The 20,228-nt window shown below is 53.2% G+C and carries 17 protein-coding genes; 2 read left to right on the forward strand and 15 right to left on the reverse strand.

Going from position 1 to position 20,228, the window contains the following annotated elements; genetic code table 11:
* Together pdxS and pdxT are read left to right on the forward strand one after the other, a co-directional pair.
* Positions 1-876: a pyridoxal 5'-phosphate synthase lyase subunit PdxS gene (gene pdxS / locus T500_RS0102730; protein ID WP_028906848.1), complete on the forward strand. Its 876-nt coding sequence runs from the start codon at positions 1-3 to the stop codon at positions 874-876.
* Positions 876-1,421, forward strand: a complete 546-nt coding sequence (gene pdxT / locus T500_RS0102735) for a pyridoxal 5'-phosphate synthase glutaminase subunit PdxT (RefSeq protein WP_028906849.1) — start codon at positions 876-878, stop codon at positions 1,419-1,421. The genes pdxS and pdxT overlap by 1 nt, the downstream gene beginning before the upstream one ends.
* On the opposite strand, the gene galA is transcribed toward pdxT, so the two are convergent.
* The 15 genes from galA to T500_RS0102810 form a co-directional block, all read right to left on the reverse strand.
* Positions 1,405-3,840, reverse strand: a complete 2,436-nt coding sequence (gene galA, locus T500_RS0102740) for a beta-galactosidase GalA (protein ID WP_028906850.1) — start codon at positions 3,838-3,840, stop codon at positions 1,405-1,407. The two genes, pdxT and galA, sit on opposite strands and share 17 nt — an antisense overlap.
* Before the next feature lie 184 nt (positions 3,841-4,024).
* Positions 4,025-6,457, reverse strand: coding sequence for a TonB-dependent receptor (locus tag T500_RS0102745; RefSeq protein WP_196243457.1), 2,433 nt, complete (start codon positions 6,455-6,457; stop codon positions 4,025-4,027).
* A 158-nt stretch (positions 6,458-6,615) separates the two neighbouring features.
* Entirely contained in the window at positions 6,616-7,746 is a 1,131-nt protein-coding gene (locus T500_RS0102750; RefSeq protein ID WP_080694766.1) for a DUF4421 family protein, read from the reverse strand.
* Between the two features lie 150 nt (positions 7,747-7,896).
* Positions 7,897-8,307, reverse strand: coding sequence for an Ig-like domain-containing protein (locus T500_RS0102755; protein WP_028906853.1), 411 nt, complete (start codon positions 8,305-8,307; stop codon positions 7,897-7,899).
* 42 nt (positions 8,308-8,349) lie between these two features.
* Positions 8,350-10,113: a hypothetical protein gene (locus tag T500_RS0102760; protein WP_155267403.1), complete on the reverse strand. Its 1,764-nt coding sequence runs from the start codon at positions 10,111-10,113 to the stop codon at positions 8,350-8,352.
* A gap of 38 nt (positions 10,114-10,151) precedes the next feature.
* Complete coding sequence (locus T500_RS0102765) at positions 10,152-11,468, reverse strand: hypothetical protein (protein ID WP_155267404.1); 1,317 nt, start codon at positions 11,466-11,468, stop codon at positions 10,152-10,154.
* Between the two features lie 56 nt (positions 11,469-11,524).
* Complete coding sequence (locus T500_RS17125; protein WP_230580823.1) at positions 11,525-12,460, reverse strand: ubiquitin-like protein; 936 nt, start codon at positions 12,458-12,460, stop codon at positions 11,525-11,527.
* Between the two features lie 85 nt (positions 12,461-12,545).
* The gene (locus tag T500_RS0102775) at positions 12,546-13,835 is read right to left on the reverse strand and encodes a hypothetical protein (protein WP_155267405.1); all 1,290 of its coding nucleotides are present in this window, start codon (positions 13,833-13,835) and stop codon (positions 12,546-12,548) included.
* A gap of 110 nt (positions 13,836-13,945) precedes the next feature.
* Entirely contained in the window at positions 13,946-14,950 is a 1,005-nt protein-coding gene (locus T500_RS0102780; RefSeq protein ID WP_155267406.1) for a DUF6261 family protein, read from the reverse strand.
* Between the two features lie 148 nt (positions 14,951-15,098).
* Complete coding sequence (locus T500_RS0102785) at positions 15,099-15,392, reverse strand: hypothetical protein (protein ID WP_028906858.1); 294 nt, start codon at positions 15,390-15,392, stop codon at positions 15,099-15,101.
* A gap of 127 nt (positions 15,393-15,519) precedes the next feature.
* On the reverse strand, positions 15,520-16,812 hold the full coding sequence (locus tag T500_RS0102790) for a hypothetical protein (RefSeq protein ID WP_028906859.1): 1,293 nt from the start codon (positions 16,810-16,812) through the stop codon (positions 15,520-15,522).
* A gap of 528 nt (positions 16,813-17,340) precedes the next feature.
* Positions 17,341-17,685, reverse strand: a complete 345-nt coding sequence (locus T500_RS0102795) for an STAS-like domain-containing protein (protein ID WP_028906860.1) — start codon at positions 17,683-17,685, stop codon at positions 17,341-17,343.
* Positions 17,686-17,697: 12 nt separating this feature from the next.
* A complete protein-coding gene (locus T500_RS0102800; protein WP_028906861.1) occupies positions 17,698-18,609 on the reverse strand; it encodes an ATP-binding protein in 912 nt (303 codons plus the stop codon).
* A 67-nt stretch (positions 18,610-18,676) separates the two neighbouring features.
* On the reverse strand, positions 18,677-19,891 hold the full coding sequence (locus T500_RS16265) for a helix-turn-helix domain-containing protein (RefSeq protein ID WP_051611847.1): 1,215 nt from the start codon (positions 19,889-19,891) through the stop codon (positions 18,677-18,679).
* 26 nt (positions 19,892-19,917) lie between these two features.
* Positions 19,918-20,103: a hypothetical protein gene (locus T500_RS0102810; protein WP_028906863.1), complete on the reverse strand. Its 186-nt coding sequence runs from the start codon at positions 20,101-20,103 to the stop codon at positions 19,918-19,920.
* Positions 20,104-20,228 lie beyond the last annotated feature (125 nt).

The following is a 20,228-nucleotide window of genomic DNA, read 5'->3' on the forward strand; positions in this document are numbered from 1 at the left end:
ATGACAAACGAAAGACAAGCGTTAAACCGCCAGTTAGCTCAGATGCTGAAGGGTGGTGTTATCATGGACGTGACTACTCCCGAGCAGGCCAAGATAGCCGAAGAGGCTGGTGCCTGCGCTGTAATGGCCCTCGAACGTATCCCTGCCGACATCCGTGCAGCAGGTGGTGTCAGCCGTATGAGCGACCCTAAGATGATTCGTGGCATCCAGGAGGCTGTAACCATTCCTGTGATGGCCAAGTGCCGTATCGGTCATATCGCCGAGGCTCAGATCCTGCAGGCTATCGAGATTGATTATATCGATGAGAGCGAGGTGCTCAGCCCTGCTGACAACATCTATCATATCGATAAGACCAAGTTTGATGTACCCTTTGTGTGTGGTGCCAAGAACCTGGGCGAGGCCCTGCGCCGTATTGCCGAGGGTGCTACCATGATTCGTACCAAGGGCGAACCAGGTACCGGCGATGTAGTACAGGCCGTGAGCCACATGCGTCTGATGCAGAGCGAAATCCGTCGCTTGGTATCGATGAGCGAGGACGAGCTCTTCGAGGCTGCCAAGCAGTTGCAGGCCCCTTACGAGCTGGTACGCTACGTACACGATAATGGCAAGCTGCCTGTAGTTAACTTTGCTGCTGGTGGTGTGGCAACCCCTGCCGATGCTGCGCTCATGATGCAACTCGGTGCCGAGGGTGTGTTTGTTGGTAGCGGCATCTTCAAGAGTGGCAACCCCGCCAAGCGTGCTGCCGCCATCGTACAGGCCGTAACCAACTATCAGGATGCCAAGCTGCTGGCCGAACTTTCTGAGGATCTTGGCGAGGCTATGGTAGGTATCAACGAGCAGGAGATCCAGCTCTTAATGGCCGAACGTGGTAAGTGATGAAAGTGGCTGTATTGGCCCTGCAAGGGGCATTTATAGAGCACGAGCAGGTGCTGCAACGCCTAGGCGTTGAAACTGTCGAAATCCGACAGTTAAAGGATTGGCAGCAGCCTATCGATGCGCTGATTCTGCCTGGTGGCGAAAGCACCGTGCAGATGCGCCTGCTCAAGGAGTTGGGACTGCTGGAACCCATCCGCCAGGCCATTGCCGACGGTATGCCCGTGCTGGGCACCTGTGCCGGCATGATCCTGCTCTCACAGGGTTATCTGGGCACCATGCATATCCGTGTGCGCCGCAACGCCTACGGGCGCCAGTTGGGCAGTTTCCATACCACTGGCTCTGTCGAAGGCATTGGCGACGACGTGCCCATGACCTTTATCCGTGCACCGTATATCGAAGAGGTGCTATCGGCCGACTGCCAACCGATAGCCGAAGTAGATGGCCATATCGTTGCCGCTCGTCAGGGTAACCAGATTGCCACGGCATTCCACCCCGAACTCGACGACGATACCCGTCTGCACCAATTGCTTATTTCGTTACAATAATAACTACTCCGTTCTTTAGACCGCCACTCTCACACGTGAGGGTGGCGGTTGTTTTTTGTGTGGTGCTCTGCACCAGCACCTGTGCCCTGCCGTTAAAGGCTGGCACGCTGAATGCCTTACAGTTCAGTTCCTTGGGATGGTCGATACCTGCATACATCGGGTCGCCGTTGCCCACGCCTAATATGCGGGCATCACCCTCTAATTGCAGGTTCAACATCGGGCAGGCATCGGGCACCACGCGCCCTTTCTGGTCCTGTACTTCGATGGTCACCACGGCCAGGTCCTGTCCGTCGGCCGTAATCGTCTGTCGGTCGGCCTTCAGCACTGTCTTATAGGCAGGCTTGGTGGTCTCTATGGTCTGTGTCAGTGTGCGCTTGCCGTTCTTGTAGCCTATGGCCACCACCTTACCTGGCTGGTAGGTGGCTTTCCACTTCAGGTGCCCGTTCTTCGGCATCGTCTGTCGGCCCAGTTTCTTTCCGTTCACAATCAGTTCCACCTCGTCGCAGTTGCTGTAGGCCCACAGCTCTATCTCCTCGCCCTCGTGGCCCTGCAGGTTCCAGTGTGGCAGCAGGTGCAGCGTAGGCTCATCCGTCCACCACGCTTTCAGGTAGTAAGCCTCGTCTTTCCAGAATCCGCAGTAGTCCAGGATACCGAACTCCGAGTCGTGTGCCGGATAGGACAGGGGATTGGGCTCGCCGCGATAGTCAAAGCCTGTCCAGTAGAACAGTCCTGCAGCCCATGGTCGCTCGTCGTAGAACTTCCAGCCGCGCTCAATGATGTTCTCGTAGTTCTGCTCCATGGTGCGGTTCAAACTTACCATGCGGCCCTTGCAGTCGGGGTTGTTAAAGTAGATGCCGCGTGTGCCGCAGCCCGTTGTCTCTTCGGTGCCCACAATCTTCCAGTCGGGGTTGGCCTTCTTGCGGTTGTCCACATCGTTCTGGATAATGTAGTTAAAGCCCTTCACATCCAGTCCCTTTATCAGCTCGGTACCGCCTGCATTAGCCACCGTACTGTGACGTGTAGGGTCGTAAAGCCTGGTGTATTCGCGCATGGCTTCGGCCAGTCGTGTGCCCTGTATGTTGTTCTCCAGGCCCCATTCCTCGTTGCCGTCGCTCCACAGGATGATGCTGGGGTGATTACGGTCGCGCTTAATCATCCGCTCCAGCAGTCGCAGATGCTCGTCGTTGATGCCCATCAGTCGGTTCTCGTCTATCACTAAGATGCCCTCGTGGTCGCAGATGTCCAGCAGTGCTGGCGTCATAGGGTTATGCGATGCACGGTAGGCATTGCAGCCAAAGGCCTTCAGCTGCTTGATGCGCCATGCCTGCAAGGCATCGGGAATGGCAGCGCCCACACCCGCATGGTCCTGATGCAGGTTCACGCCCTTCAGCTTCAGGGGCTGACCGTTCAGCAAGAAACCACGGTCGGCAGTAAACTGTATATCACGCAAACCTGTTGTTGTTTCGTACACATCCGTTACCTTACCATCTACCTTTACCGTGGTCTCCACCTTATACAGATAGGGGTCGGTGGTGCTCCACAGGTGCGGATTGGAAATCTTTATCCGATGATCGGTTGTTCGCGTTTCTTTGGCGAGTATAGGGTACGTGAATCCGCTGACGTGTGCCACCTCTCTGCCTTCGGCATCCAGCATGCGCTGCTCAACCTCATATAGCTGGGTTTTCAGACTGCTGTTGGTCACCTCTGTCTTTACATGTACCACAGCCTCGCTGTAAGGCTGCTGCAGTTCGGCGTACACAAACGTGCCGAAAGGTGCCACGCTTACCTGTGCCGCCTTCTCCAGCCACACGTCGCGATACAGGCCTGCGCCCTCGTAGAACCAGCCCTCCTCCAGGGTGGCATCGGCGCGCACGCATATCAGGTTGTCGTCGCCGTATTTGATATAGGGTGTGATGTCGTAGGTTTGTGTGGCGTATCCGCTGGGTTCGGTGCCCATATAGAAGCCGTTGAACCACACACGGGCATTGCGGAAGATGCCGTCGAAGCGCAGCATCAGTCGCTTGCCCAGATCGCCGTTGGGTATGTGGATGGTTTTGCGATACCATCCCACGCTGGTCTCAGGATATTTGTAGCCCACCGTTTTATAGCCGTGCGAGTGACTGGCTTCGGCCGCATAGGGCAGTGTGGTCACCCAGTCGTGCGGCAACTGCACCTCGTGCCAGCGGTCGTCTTCCTTAAACTTCTCGGTGTATGGCCCCTCGTTGTGTATCGAGTTGGCCTTTGTCAGGTAGTTAAAATACTCCGTGCCGCAGCCGAAATCCTTTTGGGGGTCGGCAGCGTTTCCCAGTGCAAATCGCCATCCCTTGTCAAGTCGGATGGTTTCGCGTACGCTCTGTGCATTCAAGTTGGCAGTTAGCAGACAGCCTATTGCTGCTACAATCGCTGTTTTTAGTTTCATTGTTGTTCGCTGTTTATAGTTCTCTGTGTGCAAAGATACATTATTTTTTGCCACTTGTCAAGTGCTTGTGCCTATTATTTTCGGCTGTGTAGCCTATAATACAAGCAATCGACAAAAAAGTACAAACAGCATCAAAAAAATTACGGTGCAACCCTTGCGAGCTGCACCGTTGCTTTTCATCATATTAGAAATCAAGTCGGTAGAAGATGTTTGGGAATGCGATACCGCCATCGTCTATGCGTACATCGCGAGTTCCCAGGTCGAAGCGCTGGTACTGTGGCACCTTGGCGCCCAGAACGTTCAGACCCTCGAAAGCGATGGTGTGGCTCACCTTACGCTTGTTGATCTTATAGCTGATGGTGAGATCCACTACGCTTGTTGGATCGAAGCGCTTGGTGAATTCCTCGCCTTCCTTGTAGATAGGACTATCGTCGATGATACCGGCTTCCACACGGTTGCGCATCTGATCCACATCAACCGGTGTATAGCGCAGACCGCCCTGGATGCTGTACTTGGCACTGACGTTGAACACGTTTTTACCAATCATCCACTCCTTACCGGCCAGGATCTTGAACATGAAACCACGGTCGTACAGCTGGTTGCGCCATACCTTATCCTGTCCGCGATATTCTGCCTTATAGAGCGAGAAGTTGGTCTGTCCGAAGAATCCATGCGACATGTAGTGCTCCAAGGTGATGTCGCCGCCATAGTTGCGGGTATTGCCCTTGTTCACCAGTGGCTCGTCGGTATAGTTGTAGTAGCGGTTTGTCACACAATAGGTGCTGCCGTTGATGCCCACTGGCGTGTCGAATCCGTACTCGTAGAAGGCATTCACGCGCAGTGTCAGGTTGCTGTTGAACTTATGCATGTAGGTGGCATGCAGGTGGTGCGCCTTGGTCAGTCCCAGGTCCTTGTTGACCAGACGGTCGTTGCCGTCGCGATAGAAGTAAGCGTCGAGCTTCTCAATCATTGAGTGCAGACCGTAACCCATCGAGAAGTTGTTCTTCTCGTTTGGTTCCCACTTGAAGCTCACGCGTGGCTCTATCGAGAGGTCTTTCGAGAGCAGGAAGTAGTTGCCAGAGATACCTGCTGACAGACTGAACTTGTCGCTCACGTTGATGATGTTATGCCAGAACAGGTTAGCCAGTCCGGTGTTGTCCTTCATCTTGGTATATTCAGTCATGGGGTTCACCGTGTCGTAGAGCTTGTCGTGCGAACGGTAGTAGAGATTGAAGAAACGGTGCGAGTATTCACCACCGAACTGTGTGAGCCACTTGCTGGTGACCTGCTTCGAGAGCTCTGTGTTGAACACCAGTCGGTCTTCGTTCATCTGCTGCTGGCTGAAGGGGTACATCTTACTGTTTGGGTTGTTGGGATCCTCGTATGCCAATGGCTGCTTGATGGTACCATTTTCAGTGCGTGCAAACCCATAGTAATGCATGTTGCTCTTCAGGTGCTGCATATTGTAGGCCACAGTGGTGCGCCAGGTCCACTTGTTGTTGAAGTGGATTTTGTGAGATGCACCTGCCAGAATCTGCGTCAGTTTGCTGTCATTATTCGAAGCGTCGTAAACCGAATGCGCATCTTCAATCTTCAATGGGTCGTCGTGGTTAGTATCAAACAAACCTAAACCGAAAATAGAGAACGTACCAGCACGCTTGGTGGGGAAGTTCAGCTTGACTGAGAAATCTTGGAAGCCCATGTGCGAACCCTCAGTGTCAACCAGTCCCAGTTTATCTACCAGTGATGTGAAACCATATCGGTAGTTGATGATGTAACTACTGTTGTTCTTGCGAGAGATAGGACCCTCGAGTGTCAACTCCTCTGATACGGTACCAATCTGCAGGATGTTCTCGTGCTTGGAGTTGTTTCCCGAGCGCATCTTCACGTCGAACACACCACTCAGGGCGTTGTTGTAGTTGGCGTTGAAGGTCGAAGTAAAGAAGTCGCTGTTGGCAATCACGTTCGAGTTCAGACCGCTCACCAGTCCGTAACCGGCATTCCACATGTCGTTAAAGTGGTTAGGTGTAAACACCTCGACCCCCTCGATACGGTACTGCATGCGTTCAGGGGCATTACCGTGGATCGACAGTCCGCTACCACCAGCATCACCCGATACACCTGCAAACGACATCACCAGTCGGGCAGGGTCGTTATAACCGCCTGCAAATCGGCTGGCCTCTTCCATCGAGAGCATCACACCACCGGTAAGTACCGATGGGTTCACAGTGGCCTCCTTGTTTACACGGGGCTTCACTATCACCTCCTTCAGCTCGGTGCTGTTCTCGCGCAGTGCTATCTCCAGCACCACCTCCTTGGCTCCCGAAATCATGATTTCCTTCATGATACTGGGCTCGTAACCGATATAGTTGGTCTCGATGGTGTATCGTCCGCCCTTGCTGATCTTGATGGTAAAGTTACCATCCATGTCGGCCACAGCGGCGGCATTCTCCAGTTCTACGATTTTTACGGTAGCACCAATCAGTGCTTCGCCAGTCACGGCGTCTTTTACGGTTCCACGCAAGGTCTCGGCTTGCAGGGTAGTGGCGCCCAATAAAACGATGATAAGGGCCAACTGTCGGGTGGCAGCCATCATCCAATACTTCATTCTGTTCATCATTGTCATATATATAAGTTAATAGATTACGCAACGTCGATGTTTTTAGTATCTGCTGGCACATACAAATATGCCGCAAAGATAGGGATTTTTACATTAAAATACAACTTTTTCACGATAAAATCGTTCTGTTTTACATTATTTAAGAGTTTTCGTGATTATAATCTCACTCCGAAAGCTGTGTTGATAAACCAGTCGTTCAGATAGCCATGCGTGCTTTGGTGGCGATAGCGTATGTTGTTAAACTGTCCGTAGGCACTGATAAAGTAGCGTCCGAAGTTGTAGGTGACCGACATGCGTGTGTCGAATCCCAGACTGATACCGCTGTTGATGGTTTTGTCGCCCATGGGTGTGATGTGCACATTGCTGTAGAACCACTCGTCCCATTCCTCGTTGCTGATGTCTTCGCTCCAGAATCTGTCGTCGGTCATCAGTTCGGGCACGTTGGTGGCGTAGGCAAACACCTTCAGTTTGTTCACGAATGTCACCATGGGCATCAGCATCACGTTAACCAGCAGTCCGCGTGCTGGCACCCAGTTGTAGGCATAGCCCACGCCAGCGCTGCCCTGCCACAGCTTTACTTTGCCCAGTCCGTGCATCAGATACACCAGGTCGCCATTCAGGTCGGTGGCATAGTCGATACGCGTATAGTTGTACATCAGTCCGGCCATGAGCGATCCTGCCGAGCGTTTCTGTATCACCGACTGGTCGTAGGCCGCCGCATACGAGAATTTCTTGCCGTTGAACATATAGTAGCCATCGGCAATCACGGTTCGCACGTGTATGGGGTCTATCAGTTGTACGTCGTCCCAGGTTTTCTGTTCTTCCTCGCTCAGCAGTTCGCTGTTCAGGTTGATGCTGGGGTTGCTGTTGTCGAACGAGTGTATGCGCACGTTCACGCCGTAGGCGCCTCCAGTAGCACCAAACACCAGGTTGCTACCCTTATCGCCGCCCACGTTCACGGTGTAGCCGATGCCATAGCCTCGGTAGCCCGCCCAGAAACCTACGTACTGTGAGGGCTGCGTTTTAAGATAGGGTCGGGCACTGTAGTCCACGCCTAATATGTTTCCATCGGCGTTCATACTCACAATCGTCTGACTCACATTGCCCTTGGCTATCAGTTGCCATGGTTTCTCAGGTGCATCAATATAGCTACGGTCGAGGCCTCTCACCGACATCGAGTCGATCATCGTGCCCACTTTCTTCACGAAAGTAGTCAGGCCCCCTTGCGCCGTCGCCGTCCCGCAACAGCCCATACCTATTGCTAAAATGATGCTTTTCAATGTCATTGTATATTAATAATCAGATTGTTTTATGCTGCAAAGATAGTGCAAATCGAGCGAAATACCAAAGGAAAACGCAAAAAAAAGTGCCCGGCGTTATCACAACGGTGGGCACTTGCCATTTATTCACTTAACAATGTCTGAAACAATTATTTCCTATTCTGCGTTCGATTGGTCAACGCTACCACTGCCTATGCCCATGGTCTGGTTGCCCACGTAGATGGTGACGTGATTCTGGTTAATCACAGGGTCGCCAGTGGTGTACACGGTAATCACTGCTGTACCTGGGCCTACGGCCGTTATCAGTCCGTTGGCAGTTACAGTGGCTACCGATGTATCGCTACTCTCCCATTCAAAGCCTGTACCAGGTATCATAAATCCATTCTCGGCCTTTAACTGCAGAGTCTGACCAATCTCTAAGTAAGCCTCGTGGCCTTGCAGTCCATCGCCCCAAACGTTGATGGCCTCACTCCAGTAATTATCCTCGTTACCGCAGCTGCTCAGCGCCGTTGTTCCTACCACCAGCGCCACAGCCATCATCAGTATGCTAAATATATTCTTTTTCATAATCTTCAATTTTTACATTTTTACATTTTCAATGTTCAATGATCATTTTCCTTTCGCCTTGTTCAGCACCGCTTTGCAGGCTGGCACCTTGGTGTTGATGCTTGGATCAATCTCGTAGAACTCATTGTCCTTCAGAATCATGTAGTTATTGCTATCAAAGTGCATGCCCTCAATCACAGGTACCAAGCAGTTGCCAGTGTAGCTGTTGGCATCTTCTTGAGCGATGGTAGCACCCGATAGCTGGCGGCCCGGACTGGCAGTAAACGTATAGGCATCGCCACCCTTATCGCTGGTGCAGGCCAGCAGCACGCCGTTGTTAGCCTTAATACCGCGTCGGTTGTCGGCCAGTTTCAGGTCGTCCTCGCTCAGTGGTACTATGCGTATTTTTCCGCCGTTGTAGGTGGCAATAAAGGCGTTAATGCCTTCGGGCAGTGTGCAATCCACGCCACTCGAGAATGTCCAGTACTTGTTCTTTGGTGTGGCTGTAGCTGTTATCAGGCTGCTCTCGTAGTTGTCCTTCAGCGATGTCATCAGGGCGTAATCGTCAAGCATGCTCAGTGGTGTAATCACGTTCAGCAGTTGGCCTTCAACCTTCATAGCGCCATCGGCTATCTCAATGGGGGTATCTGTTTCGGGCAGTATTACGGCTGTTACCACGGTGTTACTGTTGGCGTCGGTCTTAAAGGCGTCGGCCTTAATCTCGGTAACCTTGTAAATTACGTTGCCATCTACTATTTCGCTGGGCACTGTTACGGTAATCTCCTTTTTCTCGCCAGCCTGTTCGGGTACGGTAATGTCGTCAAGCACTACAGGTATTACGGTATATGTTTCCTGCTTCTCAGCGCCGGTCTCGGGGTCGGTAACGATACGTGTCTCGGTGGTGGTATTTTCGGCAGCATCGTCGGTTATACTCATCTTCATCTTCACGTCGTCAACCTCCTTATTTTCCTCGCCTGTTTCGTTGGCATCTACGTCAATCTTTGGCTCGCCCTCTTTAATGCGCCATGTGGCTGTGGCAGTGCCTGTAAAGTTGCCTATACCGGTGGCTTTGGCGGTGTAGTTGCCCACATCGGTGCCCTTGTTGCCGCTCAGGGTGTAGCCGCTTTCGGGCACATCCAGTTCGCCGGCTTTTACGCTGGCTGCCTCTACGGTAAGCTCCTTAAAGGCATGTGTAAGCAGCGTTTCCTTCAGTGTCAGCTGTGTCAGCTCGGCAGGATTAATGGTAAATGCCTTGCTGGCTGTGCCGGCATAGTCGTCGTTGCTGCTGTTAATGGTAACGGTTACCGTTGGTGCCTCGGTGGCAGTAGCGGCTGCTGCGTTCACGTTGTTAGTGTAGCTAACGCTGTAGGCGCTGGCGGGTATTGTTACGTCGCCGTTCTTTACGGTTACTGTGGGCTCATTAGCCTGAGCGTTGTAGGTGTATTCGCTGGTGCCCAGTGTAATCCAGCTGGTTTGTATCAGCTGCTTGTAGGTAGCGTTAATCTCTACGTTGGCACGCTGCATAGTAAACGTGTAGGTGTTAGTGCCTGCAGCGGTAAGCGTAATGTTGTTAAGCATGTCAACGCCACGTGTTTTGGCAACTGCGGCAAACCATTTTCCGCTAACGGCTTTGGTGGTCCAACCTGTGTTAGGTGTAACAATAACCGTTACGGTTTGTCCCTCTTGGGCAACGTTCACCTCGTTATCGCCCACCTTAAAGGTAATGGTGCCGTGTGCATTGGTGCCAACTGTTAGTTGGAAGTCTCCTTCGGCCCTCGCAGTCATCGCCACGAATACCAGTGCTAATATCGATAATATTTTTTTCATATTCGTTACTATTTTAATTATCAATTGTCAATTATCAATTATCTAACGATTACTTTCTTACCATTCTGGATGTAGATGCCCTTGCGGTTAGGCTTCTCCACCTTGCGGCCTTGCAGATCGTAGTAGTCGCCCTCGTTGTCGTCGCTAGTAGCGGCATCGATGCCTGTTGTGCCGTTACCGCCAACAATCGATCGGGTGTTGGCGCGTGTTGATGCAAGCTGATAGTTAATCTGCAGCCAGCACTTGTTGGCGCTGATGTTCAGTGCGTTCTTAACCCAAACAAAAGCCTTACCGTTTAGTGCGTAGTTGTCCTGCGTGCTGGTGCTGGCAGGAATGCTGGCAGCCTCCAGAGTGCCCTTAAACTGGCTTGCAGGTGTTACAGCGTCGGCATCCTCAGTGGCAGGTATCAGCAAGAATGTCTTCTGCTCGGTGCTGTTGTTGTAAACCAGCAATGGGGTGCTGGCAGGTGCAACGTTAAGCTTGCTGCTCAGTGTGGCTATTGTTTCGCCTACGGTGGTAATGGTGTAAAGCTCAGCGTTAGCGTCCTCAACCTTTATTTTCTCGTTCTTAAAGTAGGTAACGTACTCGCCTGCTGGTACGGTAATGTCGTAGCCAGCATATAGCTCAATGTCGTGGCCGTAGATGGTGCCTACATATGGCTTTCCTTCGTTGGCAGTAGCCTCCAAACGCCAGATACCGGGGCTAAGCTCAAGCTCAGACTTGCCCACGTATTCTTCGCCCTCTTTCTTTTTGAATGAGTAGTTCAGCTCGCCATTTGTCAAATTTACGTTGTTAATCTTATCTACAGCGGCATATTGCCAACCCTCGGTAGTAACAAATTTGTAGTGGCCTTCTGTGTCTTTAGCTATGCGTATGCGGGTAGAGGCAGTGCCATCAATGCGCACTTCCAGATCTACTTGCTGTGTAATGTCGCGCACCAGTTCGTACTCGGCGGTGGCATCGTAGGCGGGCATCTCCATCGTAGCCTCAGTCTTAGCCTCGTTGAGGGTCATCAATGGCCTAGGAGCAGTCACGGTTATAGTGGCAGATGATCCCATGTTATAAGAGACAGTAACCGTTGCATCACCACTGAAGGTGCCGGTAACTGTGAAGTTCTCATTACCATATTTTACGACTTTACCATCGCCTCCAGATATGGCATTGATGTTAACATTAAAATCTAAGTCTGTGACAACCGCTTTGAGAATGTCCGCCGTAGTTGACCAAGGCAGTGTGACATTCTCGTATGTCTTCTCTGTCGTGCCGCACTTGAGCGTGATAGTCGCTTCTTCTGCCCATGCGCCCGATGCTGCGGTCAGTAGCAGCACGAGCAGTGATAATATTTTGTTTCGCATATTGTTCATTGTTTTATGTTTTTATACATTTATATATATATACATTCGCGAGAGGGTTACTGCTTCGGAACACTCTTCTTCACCTCCACCTTGCGGAACTTGTAGCCGGTGTTGGCTTTGACCTTCACCTCGCTGCCCATCTTCACGCCCTGGAGCTTGCCCTCGGTGATGTCGCCGGTCTTGTCGGTGCCACCTACAGTAACGGTAGCCTTGCCGGCCTCGATGGTGTTGGCGTTGGCAGCGTTGAACTGGATGTCGAACTTGTTGGTGAGCACCTGGACGGTGAGGCAGGCGGGCTCGGTGTTGTCGAAGGTGTTGTCGAGCGTGGCGGCTACACCCTCGGGGGCGTCGGCGCCCTGGATGTAGTACCATACGTAGACGGTTGCTCCGTCGTCAGCGATGTCCTTGGCTGTGGGCACTGTGGCGCTGAAGGCGGTGAGTGCGGGGGCCTCGGTGGCTGAGGTGCCGACGGCGTACATCAGCGTGCCCTGCGTGACCTCGGTGCTCTCTCCGGCGAAGGCCACGATGCCGGTGCCCTCGGCGATGAGCGATGCGTCGGTGCCGGCGATGACGCCTTCAGCGGCTTCGGGCAGCAGCGGCTTCACTTCGGGCTCGGTGCCGGTGGTGGCGAATGCGGCTGCCTTGGCGTAGATGGGTGTCAGCACGACGTCGCTGCCGGGCATCGAGAAGGTGCCGGTCTTGGTTGCAGCGTTCCAAGTTACTTCAATGGTGCGTATAACCAAATGGAGGGTTGACTCCTTTTGGATGTTGTAGTCGTTCAGTGTCTTCGAGTCTTCGAGTTCCTTGCCGGCGAAGATAAGACGCTGCATGTCGGTTGGTATCGACTCTTTGTCCTTGATCATTCCTTTCACTTTTAAGATGGTGTAGGTAGATTCAACGTCGAGCGTGATGGTCTTGCCCGTCAGCGTCTTGACGAATATCTGCATGGCGCTTGCCGGTACCGCAACCGTGAGTAGCAGCGCGAGCGTCATTATATATCTTGATATTGTTTTCATATATTGTATTTCTTTATGTTGTTTATACCTTTTATATTATATACGCGCGAGAGGGGGGCGGTCAGTTCGTCGGCTCAATGGTGAACACAAACTTGGTAGTGCCCTCGCCACGATCCTTAATATCGTCGCTGAACGATACGCTGGAGGCATTGCCGGTCCAGGTGCTGCCCGACCAGCCTTCGCCTGATGCTTGCCAACGCGATGTAGTCACTTCAATCTTGGTGAAGTTGCCGAGGGTGGTGGTAAATGTTCCGCCTCCTATGAAATTCTTTTCATCGAAGTCTATATCGCCGGCAGTTATAGTGACACCGTCCTTGGTGAAAGAATTTCCACTGCCGGTTATATCATCGTTGTTCCACGTTACGGTGATGGGGACGGCAGCCTTCGCCTTCTTCTCCGCCTTCACGCCGAGCACTTTCTTCGAGCCGGTGTAGGTGACGGTGACGGTCTGGCCCTTCGTCACGCCGGCGGCGGGGTCGGCCTTCCACTTGTCGGTCTCTGGAGTGCCCTCGGCGAACTCAACGGTGTAGGTGGGTTCGGGCAGCACGGTGACTTGGAGGGGCTTGGGGTCGGTGTCGCTATGCTCGTCGTCGCCCTTGATGTAGTACCACACGTAGCAGGTGCCTGCTGCTTCGACGGTCTCAGCCGTTGGGATGGCGGCGCTCCACTGGGTCTCGGCCAGTGCGATGGCGTCGGCCTGGGAGAAGTTCTTGTCGGTGGTGACGTAGTACATCAGTGTGCCGCCGGTGACTGCGCCGTCAGCCACGACTGCGAGCGGAGCCTCGGTCTTGGCAGCGGCATCCTCTGCTGCGGTCAGCCCTTGGAAAGCCAGAGTAGCCTGCGGGTAGTACTCGGGCTCCAGTGTCACGTTGCCGCCGGGCATCGTGAACGTGCCGGTGTTCTTGGCCTTGTCCCAGGCGACCTCGGGGCCGGAGGAGGCGGGGGCGTCGGAGGCTGGTTCTATGGTGAAGGTAATCGTCCAAGGTCTATCCCCAGAATCGTCTGTTAAGTATCCCCCGAACGGAACCGCTGCAGCATTACCTGTCCACGTCCTGCCGCCACTCCAGCCCTCACCACTGAAGCCATTGATATAGCCTCCGGTGATTTCGATTTTGGTGAAGTTGCCAAGCTCGGTCGTGAACGTGCCCTTTTCTTCATCGTACGCCAGCTGCCATTCATCAGCATAATAATAGACGATATCACCCGAAAGCGTGACGCCGTCTTTGCTGTTGTTGTTTTCATAGGTTTCGCCACTGGACCATTTGACGGTAATCACGTCCGTGGCCCACGCTCCGGTCGTCACGGCTAACAGCGCGACGAGCGTCAGTATTGTTTTTTTAATTTGTATCATAATCTTAATGTTTTAATGTTTCTTTGTTCTTGATTCTATTCACTCCCCTCCCTCAGCAGGCGATTTAGTCCTTAAGCGGACAAAATCTTCAAGGCCGGGGGTGGGTCTCCTTATTCGGGCACCACCGGTGTTACGTCCCCGCCGTCCTGCGCCTCGGCCTCCAGCGAGTACTGTCCGGCCTCCACCTTCGTGGCGGCATCCACGGGCTCGCCCTGCTTGTCCAGCAGTCGGCGCTGCTGGAAGAGCACCTCGTCGTCGGCCGTCACCGTCCAGCCCTCGTTCGACTGCAGACCCTCGTCCACCGCCTCGCGCCAGGTCTCGCCCTGGTAGTAGCTGAAGTAGACGTTGTTGGCGATTTTCAGCTTCTTCACGCCGCGCGGGAACACCTGCTGCACGTAGTAGTCCTGGTCCTGATTCACCACGTCGATGGCGTGGTCGTAGGGGCTCACGCCCTGCTGCTGCTCCACCACGGCGAAGGCGTTGATGACCATCACCGTCTCCACATACACCAGGTCGGCCGCCACGCGGGCCCTCTGCATGGCCTGCGCGTCGATGCCCGCCTGCTGCTCGTTGCGCTGGGCAATGAGCGTCTGCACCTGCTGGTTCTCCGTCTTCAGCTGACCGACCAGCGCCGTGACGGCGAGCGTCGTGCAGTCGTCGGCCAGGGGCGACACTTCGAGCTGCTGGATGAGCTGGGCGATGTGGGTCGATTCCAGCTCGTAGCCCTCGCTGATGTTCACCTGATAGTCGCGCATGGCCTGCAGCACGCGGGGTGCCGCCTCCTTCTGCGCAGCGGTGCCCACGCGGCCCAGCGCCTCCACCATGGTGCGCAGACCTACGAAGGTGTTGTCGCGCACCTGGTCGGCCTCGGCTATCTGGTCCGACAGCGGGCTGCGCGTGATGGTGCGGTAGGCCTCGTCCTCGGCCTGTACGGCGGCCACCAGTGCCGTGTTCTGACTGACGATCATTGCCGGGCAGTCCTGTCCCAGTTCGGTCACGATGAGCGTCCCTACGCGCTCCTGAAACCGCTGCATCCACGAGAGGTGGGCGGCGTGGGGAGCGTGGTTCGCCTTGTTGATAAAGGCGTTGATTTGATGAAATCTTGTTGTTGCCATATCGTTTAATGTTTAAGTTAATCTAAGTTTTGGAGTCTCCTTCGGAGAGAAATCATTCAAATCATTCAAAATCTTACAAATTTATTTTATTTTATCTGTTCGATTTGGTCAGATTTGTCAGATTTCTGCCCCGACAGGGGCACTCTTTTCATGAAATTGATATACGAATCCCGATTTCCGTGGCGTAAATCCGAGTTCTGAGCCTCGGGCGGTGCTTCACCGCAGCGGAAGAGCAAGCTTTTTGCCTCGGCAGACCGATTTCCGCATCGGAAGAGCAAGTTTTTTGCCCCGAAATGCCGATTTCCGCATCGGAAGAGCCGTTTTTTTGCCTCGGGCAGCGGATTTCCGCAGCGGAAATCCATGTTTTTTGCCTCGGGCCGAGCTTCTCCGCCCCGTAGGAGCACTCCTTTCTCGCCATCGTCATCATCGCCTCCATCGTCATATACTCGAATTCTTGTATTCCTGTCTCCTTGTATTCTCGTCTCCTTGAATACTATACATTATATATATATATATACGCGCGCGAGGGAGGTTACTCTGAGGGATCAGAATGCCGTCCCCTGATTCACTTAGGGGTTGGGCGCAACCTCCTGAACGAGGCGGACGCTGCACCCGAGGCACCGATTGATGCTGTTCGCGGGTTCCAGACTGCCCGAATTGAATTTCACGCGGTACGCATAGTCCGCGCCATCAGGCGTAGCAGACCCGTAGTAGCCGTCCGAGCCCAGACCGATCATCTCCGAGCCATACCGGCAGCCTGCAGCCGGCAGGAACACACAGCCGGCAGACTCCATCTTAGTCCAATCCGCAGCGGTGTAGCTGTTGCCTTCCCAGCCATACTCGTCTGTTGCGTTGACACCTGTCGGAGCCGCCACGCCGTCGGGGTGAGTATAGGTGTCGGGGAAGAGGATAACGCCCCCCACATCGTTTACCTTAGCCTTGGCATAGCGGCCGTTCTCGGTGCCGTTCACGGTAGATGCACTGCGGGTCTTCAGCAGATATGCCCACTCGTCACTTGTCAGCGTGCGCCAGCCTGCGCCCATCGTTGCGCCCCAGTCCACGAAGTCGCCGGAATAATCGTCGTTGTTTGAAGAAGTACTCATGCCGTATGTGGTGGCAGATGTGCTCCAGCCGAAGTGGTCCCATGCGTCTGCGCTGTGGCTGGTGTAATAGTCATACTGGTTGTCGAAGAAGCTCCACTTCGACGATGCGTAGCGCAGGTTACCCTTCGAGAAATAAACCTGCTTGCCATCGCTGACGCTGAACTTGCCGCTGATGGCCCCGTCGGGAACGCTGGCCTCAGCCGCTTCGCTTGTAGCCTTGACGCCCTTCACCTTCAGTCGTCCGTTGTACTGCAGCGTCACCTTCTCCGTGCCGTCGCCCTTCAGTCCGCCGATGGGCAGCGCCTGGGCCTGGCCGTCGCCAACCTTCACCGTCCACTTGTCGGCATCCTTCACGCCGTCCTTCATGTAAGCGTAGAGGGGGGAGGTGGCGCTGACGGGGATGCCTTGAACATAACTACCAAAAATTAAATTGATGATGGTTTCGCCATCGGCTATAACCGTGACCGGGGTGCTTGCGCCGTTAAATTCGCCAATGCTGACGATGCTGGTGTTGCGGGAGGTGATTCCGGTAAGAGGCATGCCAACAGAGGACATACTGCTGATTAAATCACTGAAGGATTGGCCCGAAACGGCCTCATAGAGTTCGCCGATGGTAGTGGCGTAGGGCAGCGGCTGCTCCAGCGAGCGTGTCTGTTCGCGGTAAGTGGCCGTAATCAAATGCTTGGCGTCCTGCGCCCACGCGCCCGTCGCCGCCGTCATGAGCAGCACGAGCAGAAGTAATAGTCTTGTTTTCTTCATAATTAAATTGTTTTAAAGGGTTAATATCAAATACTTAAAATTCATTCATTAGGTTATTAGTAGGTATTATATGGTATTGATATCATTAGTTTGTAGTAATATGGCTACAAAAATAAGCAAAATCTTCGAAACCTGCAAGTTTTTTTTGGCCTGAAGTGAAGATTTTGTAAATTCTGCCACTGATTTTGTAAATTCTGCCACTCCGCGGGGGCGGGCCCCGCCGGGGGGAGGGTCCCCCCAGACTGTCCTTTTCTTTGTCGCAAAGAAAAGAACTAAAAGAAACACCACCCTCTAAATCTCCCTTTGTAAGGGAGACTTAACCGCTCCTCCTCGTCGCTCTTTCATTAAGGTATGCTCGGGGCATCAAAGCCCCGGCATGGATTGCTTTCGGCTGCGTGATGTTTTGGCGACAGCCAACATCTAATACCATGCTAAAACACCTAGGGGTCGTAGGGGCGAGCAGCCCCTAAATAATACTCCCTCCGCATGGAGTGTGCGGAGGGAGATCTTATGGTTTCAGATATAAGCTTACATAGCAATGAGGAATTCCGAAAGACTTTCCATGTCTTGGAATTCGTACATCTTTGCGTTTTCTACGCCACGCTTGCGTTCGCGACTGCGGCCATCGCGTACTTTCGTCATCATCGTAGCCACGTCGTTGTTCTGATTGACGAGTGTAAATGTCTTGCCGCCCATGTCGTCGATGATGTTGCAAACCTCATCGGCAAACGAGCGCGACATGAAGCCGATGCCCTCGAAATCGAGTGTTACCTCGTCGGCATCGTCGTTAATGCATTTGCGCAGCTCAGAAGCTCTGGAACGTGTGTAGAGATCTGCGCTATAGATATCCTGCAGTCTGATTGTCTGTTTCATATCATCACCTCCTTATTCTAGATAGTCAATATAATTAAATCCTTTGGGTAATACAACTGGGATACGCATGAGTATAACAGTGCCATTCCATCTGAAGATGTTACCCAGGTCGATATAGTCGTTTGCTCCATTCTCATATCGGTGGAATGCTCCGCCCGACAACATAAAGAACCCTCCCTTCATACCTGTTACGAGCATTGCCTTAGAAGTTGAAATGCCATAGCCACGGTTCTCTGCCTCTGGACGATTCTTGGTAGAGTATCCTTCGTTGGCCAGTTTTAATGCTTCGGCCTCATTACCATCGATTTCTTGCTGATACAATCCTGCTTTCTTAAAACTACCGGCTATGTTAATACCAGTATCTGCAATACAGAGATTGATTACACCTTCTTTTTCAAGATACTGCGAGAATACGTATCCATTGGGGCTCTGCGAGTGCTCGTAGATGTTGTCGAGCAGTTCGCTGATGAGATAGCTCAGCGACGAGCTGCCGCCCTGGCCGATATTTGCCTGCTTCATGAGCACGGTCTTCATGATAGATCCGAATGTATCCTTGTTCGAATCGGTCATGGCAAAGCTACACAGCGGCAGATAGGTCTTGTCAGTGTATTTCTGCATAACTGCCTCGATGTCCTCACTCTTCTCCTGACCGAAATGAAGCATGCGGTCGAAGCAGATGCTGTTAAGATACGACTGTATGCGTAGCGATATGTTGATGCATTCGATATCCTTGCCCGATGTATTCTTGTAGATAGCTAATGGGGCAAGAAAGAATGGATGCAGAAAGGTTACGTCGGCAAAGTCCCACTGTACGTCATCAGCAGCTTCAGTCTCAGCCATCACCTTAATCATGTAGTTGAAACTGTAGCCAATGCGAACCTCCTCGGTTACATTTGGAATCTTTACTATTACCTTTTTTGCCATTTCTATATCATTTCACGCCGCAAAGATACAATAATTTTCGGATATTGCAAGGGGTTTTGGGGGAAAATCAATCTTTATTGGCTTGCAGGGCGGACTCTTGCTCGGCGATCCAGTCTTTTACGCTCTGGCCGGTGCGCTGCTTGAAGGCTACGCTGAAGGTGCGGTAGCTGCGGTAGCCACTGCGGTTGGCCAAATGCTTGGCCTGGATAGACTGGCCCTCGGCGGCGGCCGACGCCTGGCGGAAGAGCTCTATGAAATAATTGATGCGCAGCATGTTGATGTAGGCATTGTAGGTAGTGCCCTGGCTCGAGAAATACATGCCGAGATAGGTGCGGTTGGTGCCCAGGGCCTGAGCCAACTGCACCGACGTAAGGTCGGTCTGCAGGTAGAGTTTGTTGCCCTCGCAGCGGTCGTGCAACAGCTTACCAATCTCCTGGATAACGGCCTCCGACAGGCCCTCGGCCGGCTGCGGGCGCCCGCCATCGCCCTCGAGAGTATCGTCATCGGCTTCGTCATCGGCTTCGGCAGCCTCGGCAGCAGCCCGCTGCGCTTCGGCCAACGCTATGTCGCCATCGGCCATCGGCTGGAAACTCAGGTCCTGCAGCGTCTCCACACGCCAAAGCAGATAGGCCACGAGCGCGATGCCGCACAGCTGGATGATGAACTCGTAGGTGATGCTGCCGTAGCCCACCACGTAATAGCAGAACAGCAGTATGATGACGGCCAGCACCAGCAGGCTCTGCCACACCTCCTTGTGCTCCAGGTCGGCATAGTTGTCGCGCAGCCATCGGCCGTACTGCCGCACGGCGCGCACCATATACGCCGTGAAGCCCACGGCCATCAGCAGGAAGTAGCCCTGCATCCACTGCACCAGCGCGTAGCTGCGCATGCCCACGCTAACGGCCGAGAGGATGATGAGCGGCGCCGTGATGAGCCACGCTATCCAGAGCGGCCTTTTGCGGTCTTGCAGCATGCAGAGCATCACCACGAGCGCCAGGGGCATGGTGAGCATGCAGTCGAGCAGCGCGCCGATGAGCATCCACAGCGTGGCCGCATCGCCATCGGCCATCATGGTTCCCGGCAGGTACCACAGATGGCCTGCCGTCAAGATTCCGAAGAACGCAGCCGTCCACCGGCGCAGTCGTTTGGGCGTAGATATGCGCCGCGTAAAGGCGTTGCCCCTGCGCAGCAAAAGATACACACAAGCCACCGCCGACACCGTAGCCCCCACGGCATACAGCATCAACAGCAGGATGATATCGAGAGTGATATGTTCGAACATTATCGTCTTAGGTTAGTATGGGTTGTTTAATCCTGGAAAATAGGATTATCGGCTATTACCTGTTTTGCAGGGATGCAGCGTATCACATTGTCATCGCCACATACGATGACGTCCTCATTGTTACGGGCTTTTTCTTGCAGCATCCTTTTCTCTGCTAACTCTAAACCACGACGCAATTTCTCTATAAACTCCTGTTTTTCCTTATTTGACATAACTCTGCATCTTTAAGTACAACACTTTTAAGAAACCCTTGCGGTCTTCAGTTCGTTCTCTAGGAAAGAGTACACGTAGCCAGGACTCTGGTAGTAGAGACCAGTAGCATCGTCCTGCAGACGCT

Source organism: Xylanibacter ruminicola Ga6B6, assembly GCF_000687715.1.
Taxonomy (GTDB): domain Bacteria; phylum Bacteroidota; class Bacteroidia; order Bacteroidales; family Bacteroidaceae; genus Prevotella; species Prevotella ruminicola_B.

Bases quoted from the DNA above. Each gene is read 5' to 3' on its own strand.
- pdxS (WP_028906848.1), top strand. From the start codon at position 1: ATGACAAACGAAAGACAAGCGTTAAACCGCCAGTTAGCTCAGATGCTG.
- pdxT (WP_028906849.1), top strand. From the start codon at position 876: ATGAAAGTGGCTGTATTGGCCCTGCAAGGGGCATTTATAGAGCACGAG.
- galA (WP_028906850.1), bottom strand. From the start codon at position 3,840: ATGAAACTAAAAACAGCGATTGTAGCAGCAATAGGCTGTCTGCTAACT.
- T500_RS0102745 (WP_196243457.1), bottom strand. From the start codon at position 6,457: ATGAACAGAATGAAGTATTGGATGATGGCTGCCACCCGACAGTTGGCC.
- T500_RS0102750 (WP_080694766.1), bottom strand. From the start codon at position 7,746: ATGACATTGAAAAGCATCATTTTAGCAATAGGTATGGGCTGTTGCGGG.
- T500_RS0102755 (WP_028906853.1), bottom strand. From the start codon at position 8,307: ATGAAAAAGAATATATTTAGCATACTGATGATGGCTGTGGCGCTGGTG.
- T500_RS0102760 (WP_155267403.1), bottom strand. From the start codon at position 10,113: ATGAAAAAAATATTATCGATATTAGCACTGGTATTCGTGGCGATGACT.
- T500_RS0102765 (WP_155267404.1), bottom strand. From the start codon at position 11,468: ATGCGAAACAAAATATTATCACTGCTCGTGCTGCTACTGACCGCAGCA.
- T500_RS17125 (WP_230580823.1), bottom strand. From the start codon at position 12,460: ATGACGCTCGCGCTGCTACTCACGGTTGCGGTACCGGCAAGCGCCATG.
- T500_RS0102775 (WP_155267405.1), bottom strand. From the start codon at position 13,835: ATGATACAAATTAAAAAAACAATACTGACGCTCGTCGCGCTGTTAGCC.
- T500_RS0102780 (WP_155267406.1), bottom strand. From the start codon at position 14,950: ATGGCAACAACAAGATTTCATCAAATCAACGCCTTTATCAACAAGGCG.
- T500_RS0102785 (WP_028906858.1), bottom strand. From the start codon at position 15,392: ATGACGATGGAGGCGATGATGACGATGGCGAGAAAGGAGTGCTCCTAC.
- T500_RS0102790 (WP_028906859.1), bottom strand. From the start codon at position 16,812: ATGAAGAAAACAAGACTATTACTTCTGCTCGTGCTGCTCATGACGGCG.
- T500_RS0102795 (WP_028906860.1), bottom strand. From the start codon at position 17,685: ATGAAACAGACAATCAGACTGCAGGATATCTATAGCGCAGATCTCTAC.
- T500_RS0102800 (WP_028906861.1), bottom strand. From the start codon at position 18,609: ATGGCAAAAAAGGTAATAGTAAAGATTCCAAATGTAACCGAGGAGGTT.
- T500_RS16265 (WP_051611847.1), bottom strand. From the start codon at position 19,891: ATGTTCGAACATATCACTCTCGATATCATCCTGCTGTTGATGCTGTAT.
- T500_RS0102810 (WP_028906863.1), bottom strand. From the start codon at position 20,103: ATGTCAAATAAGGAAAAACAGGAGTTTATAGAGAAATTGCGTCGTGGT.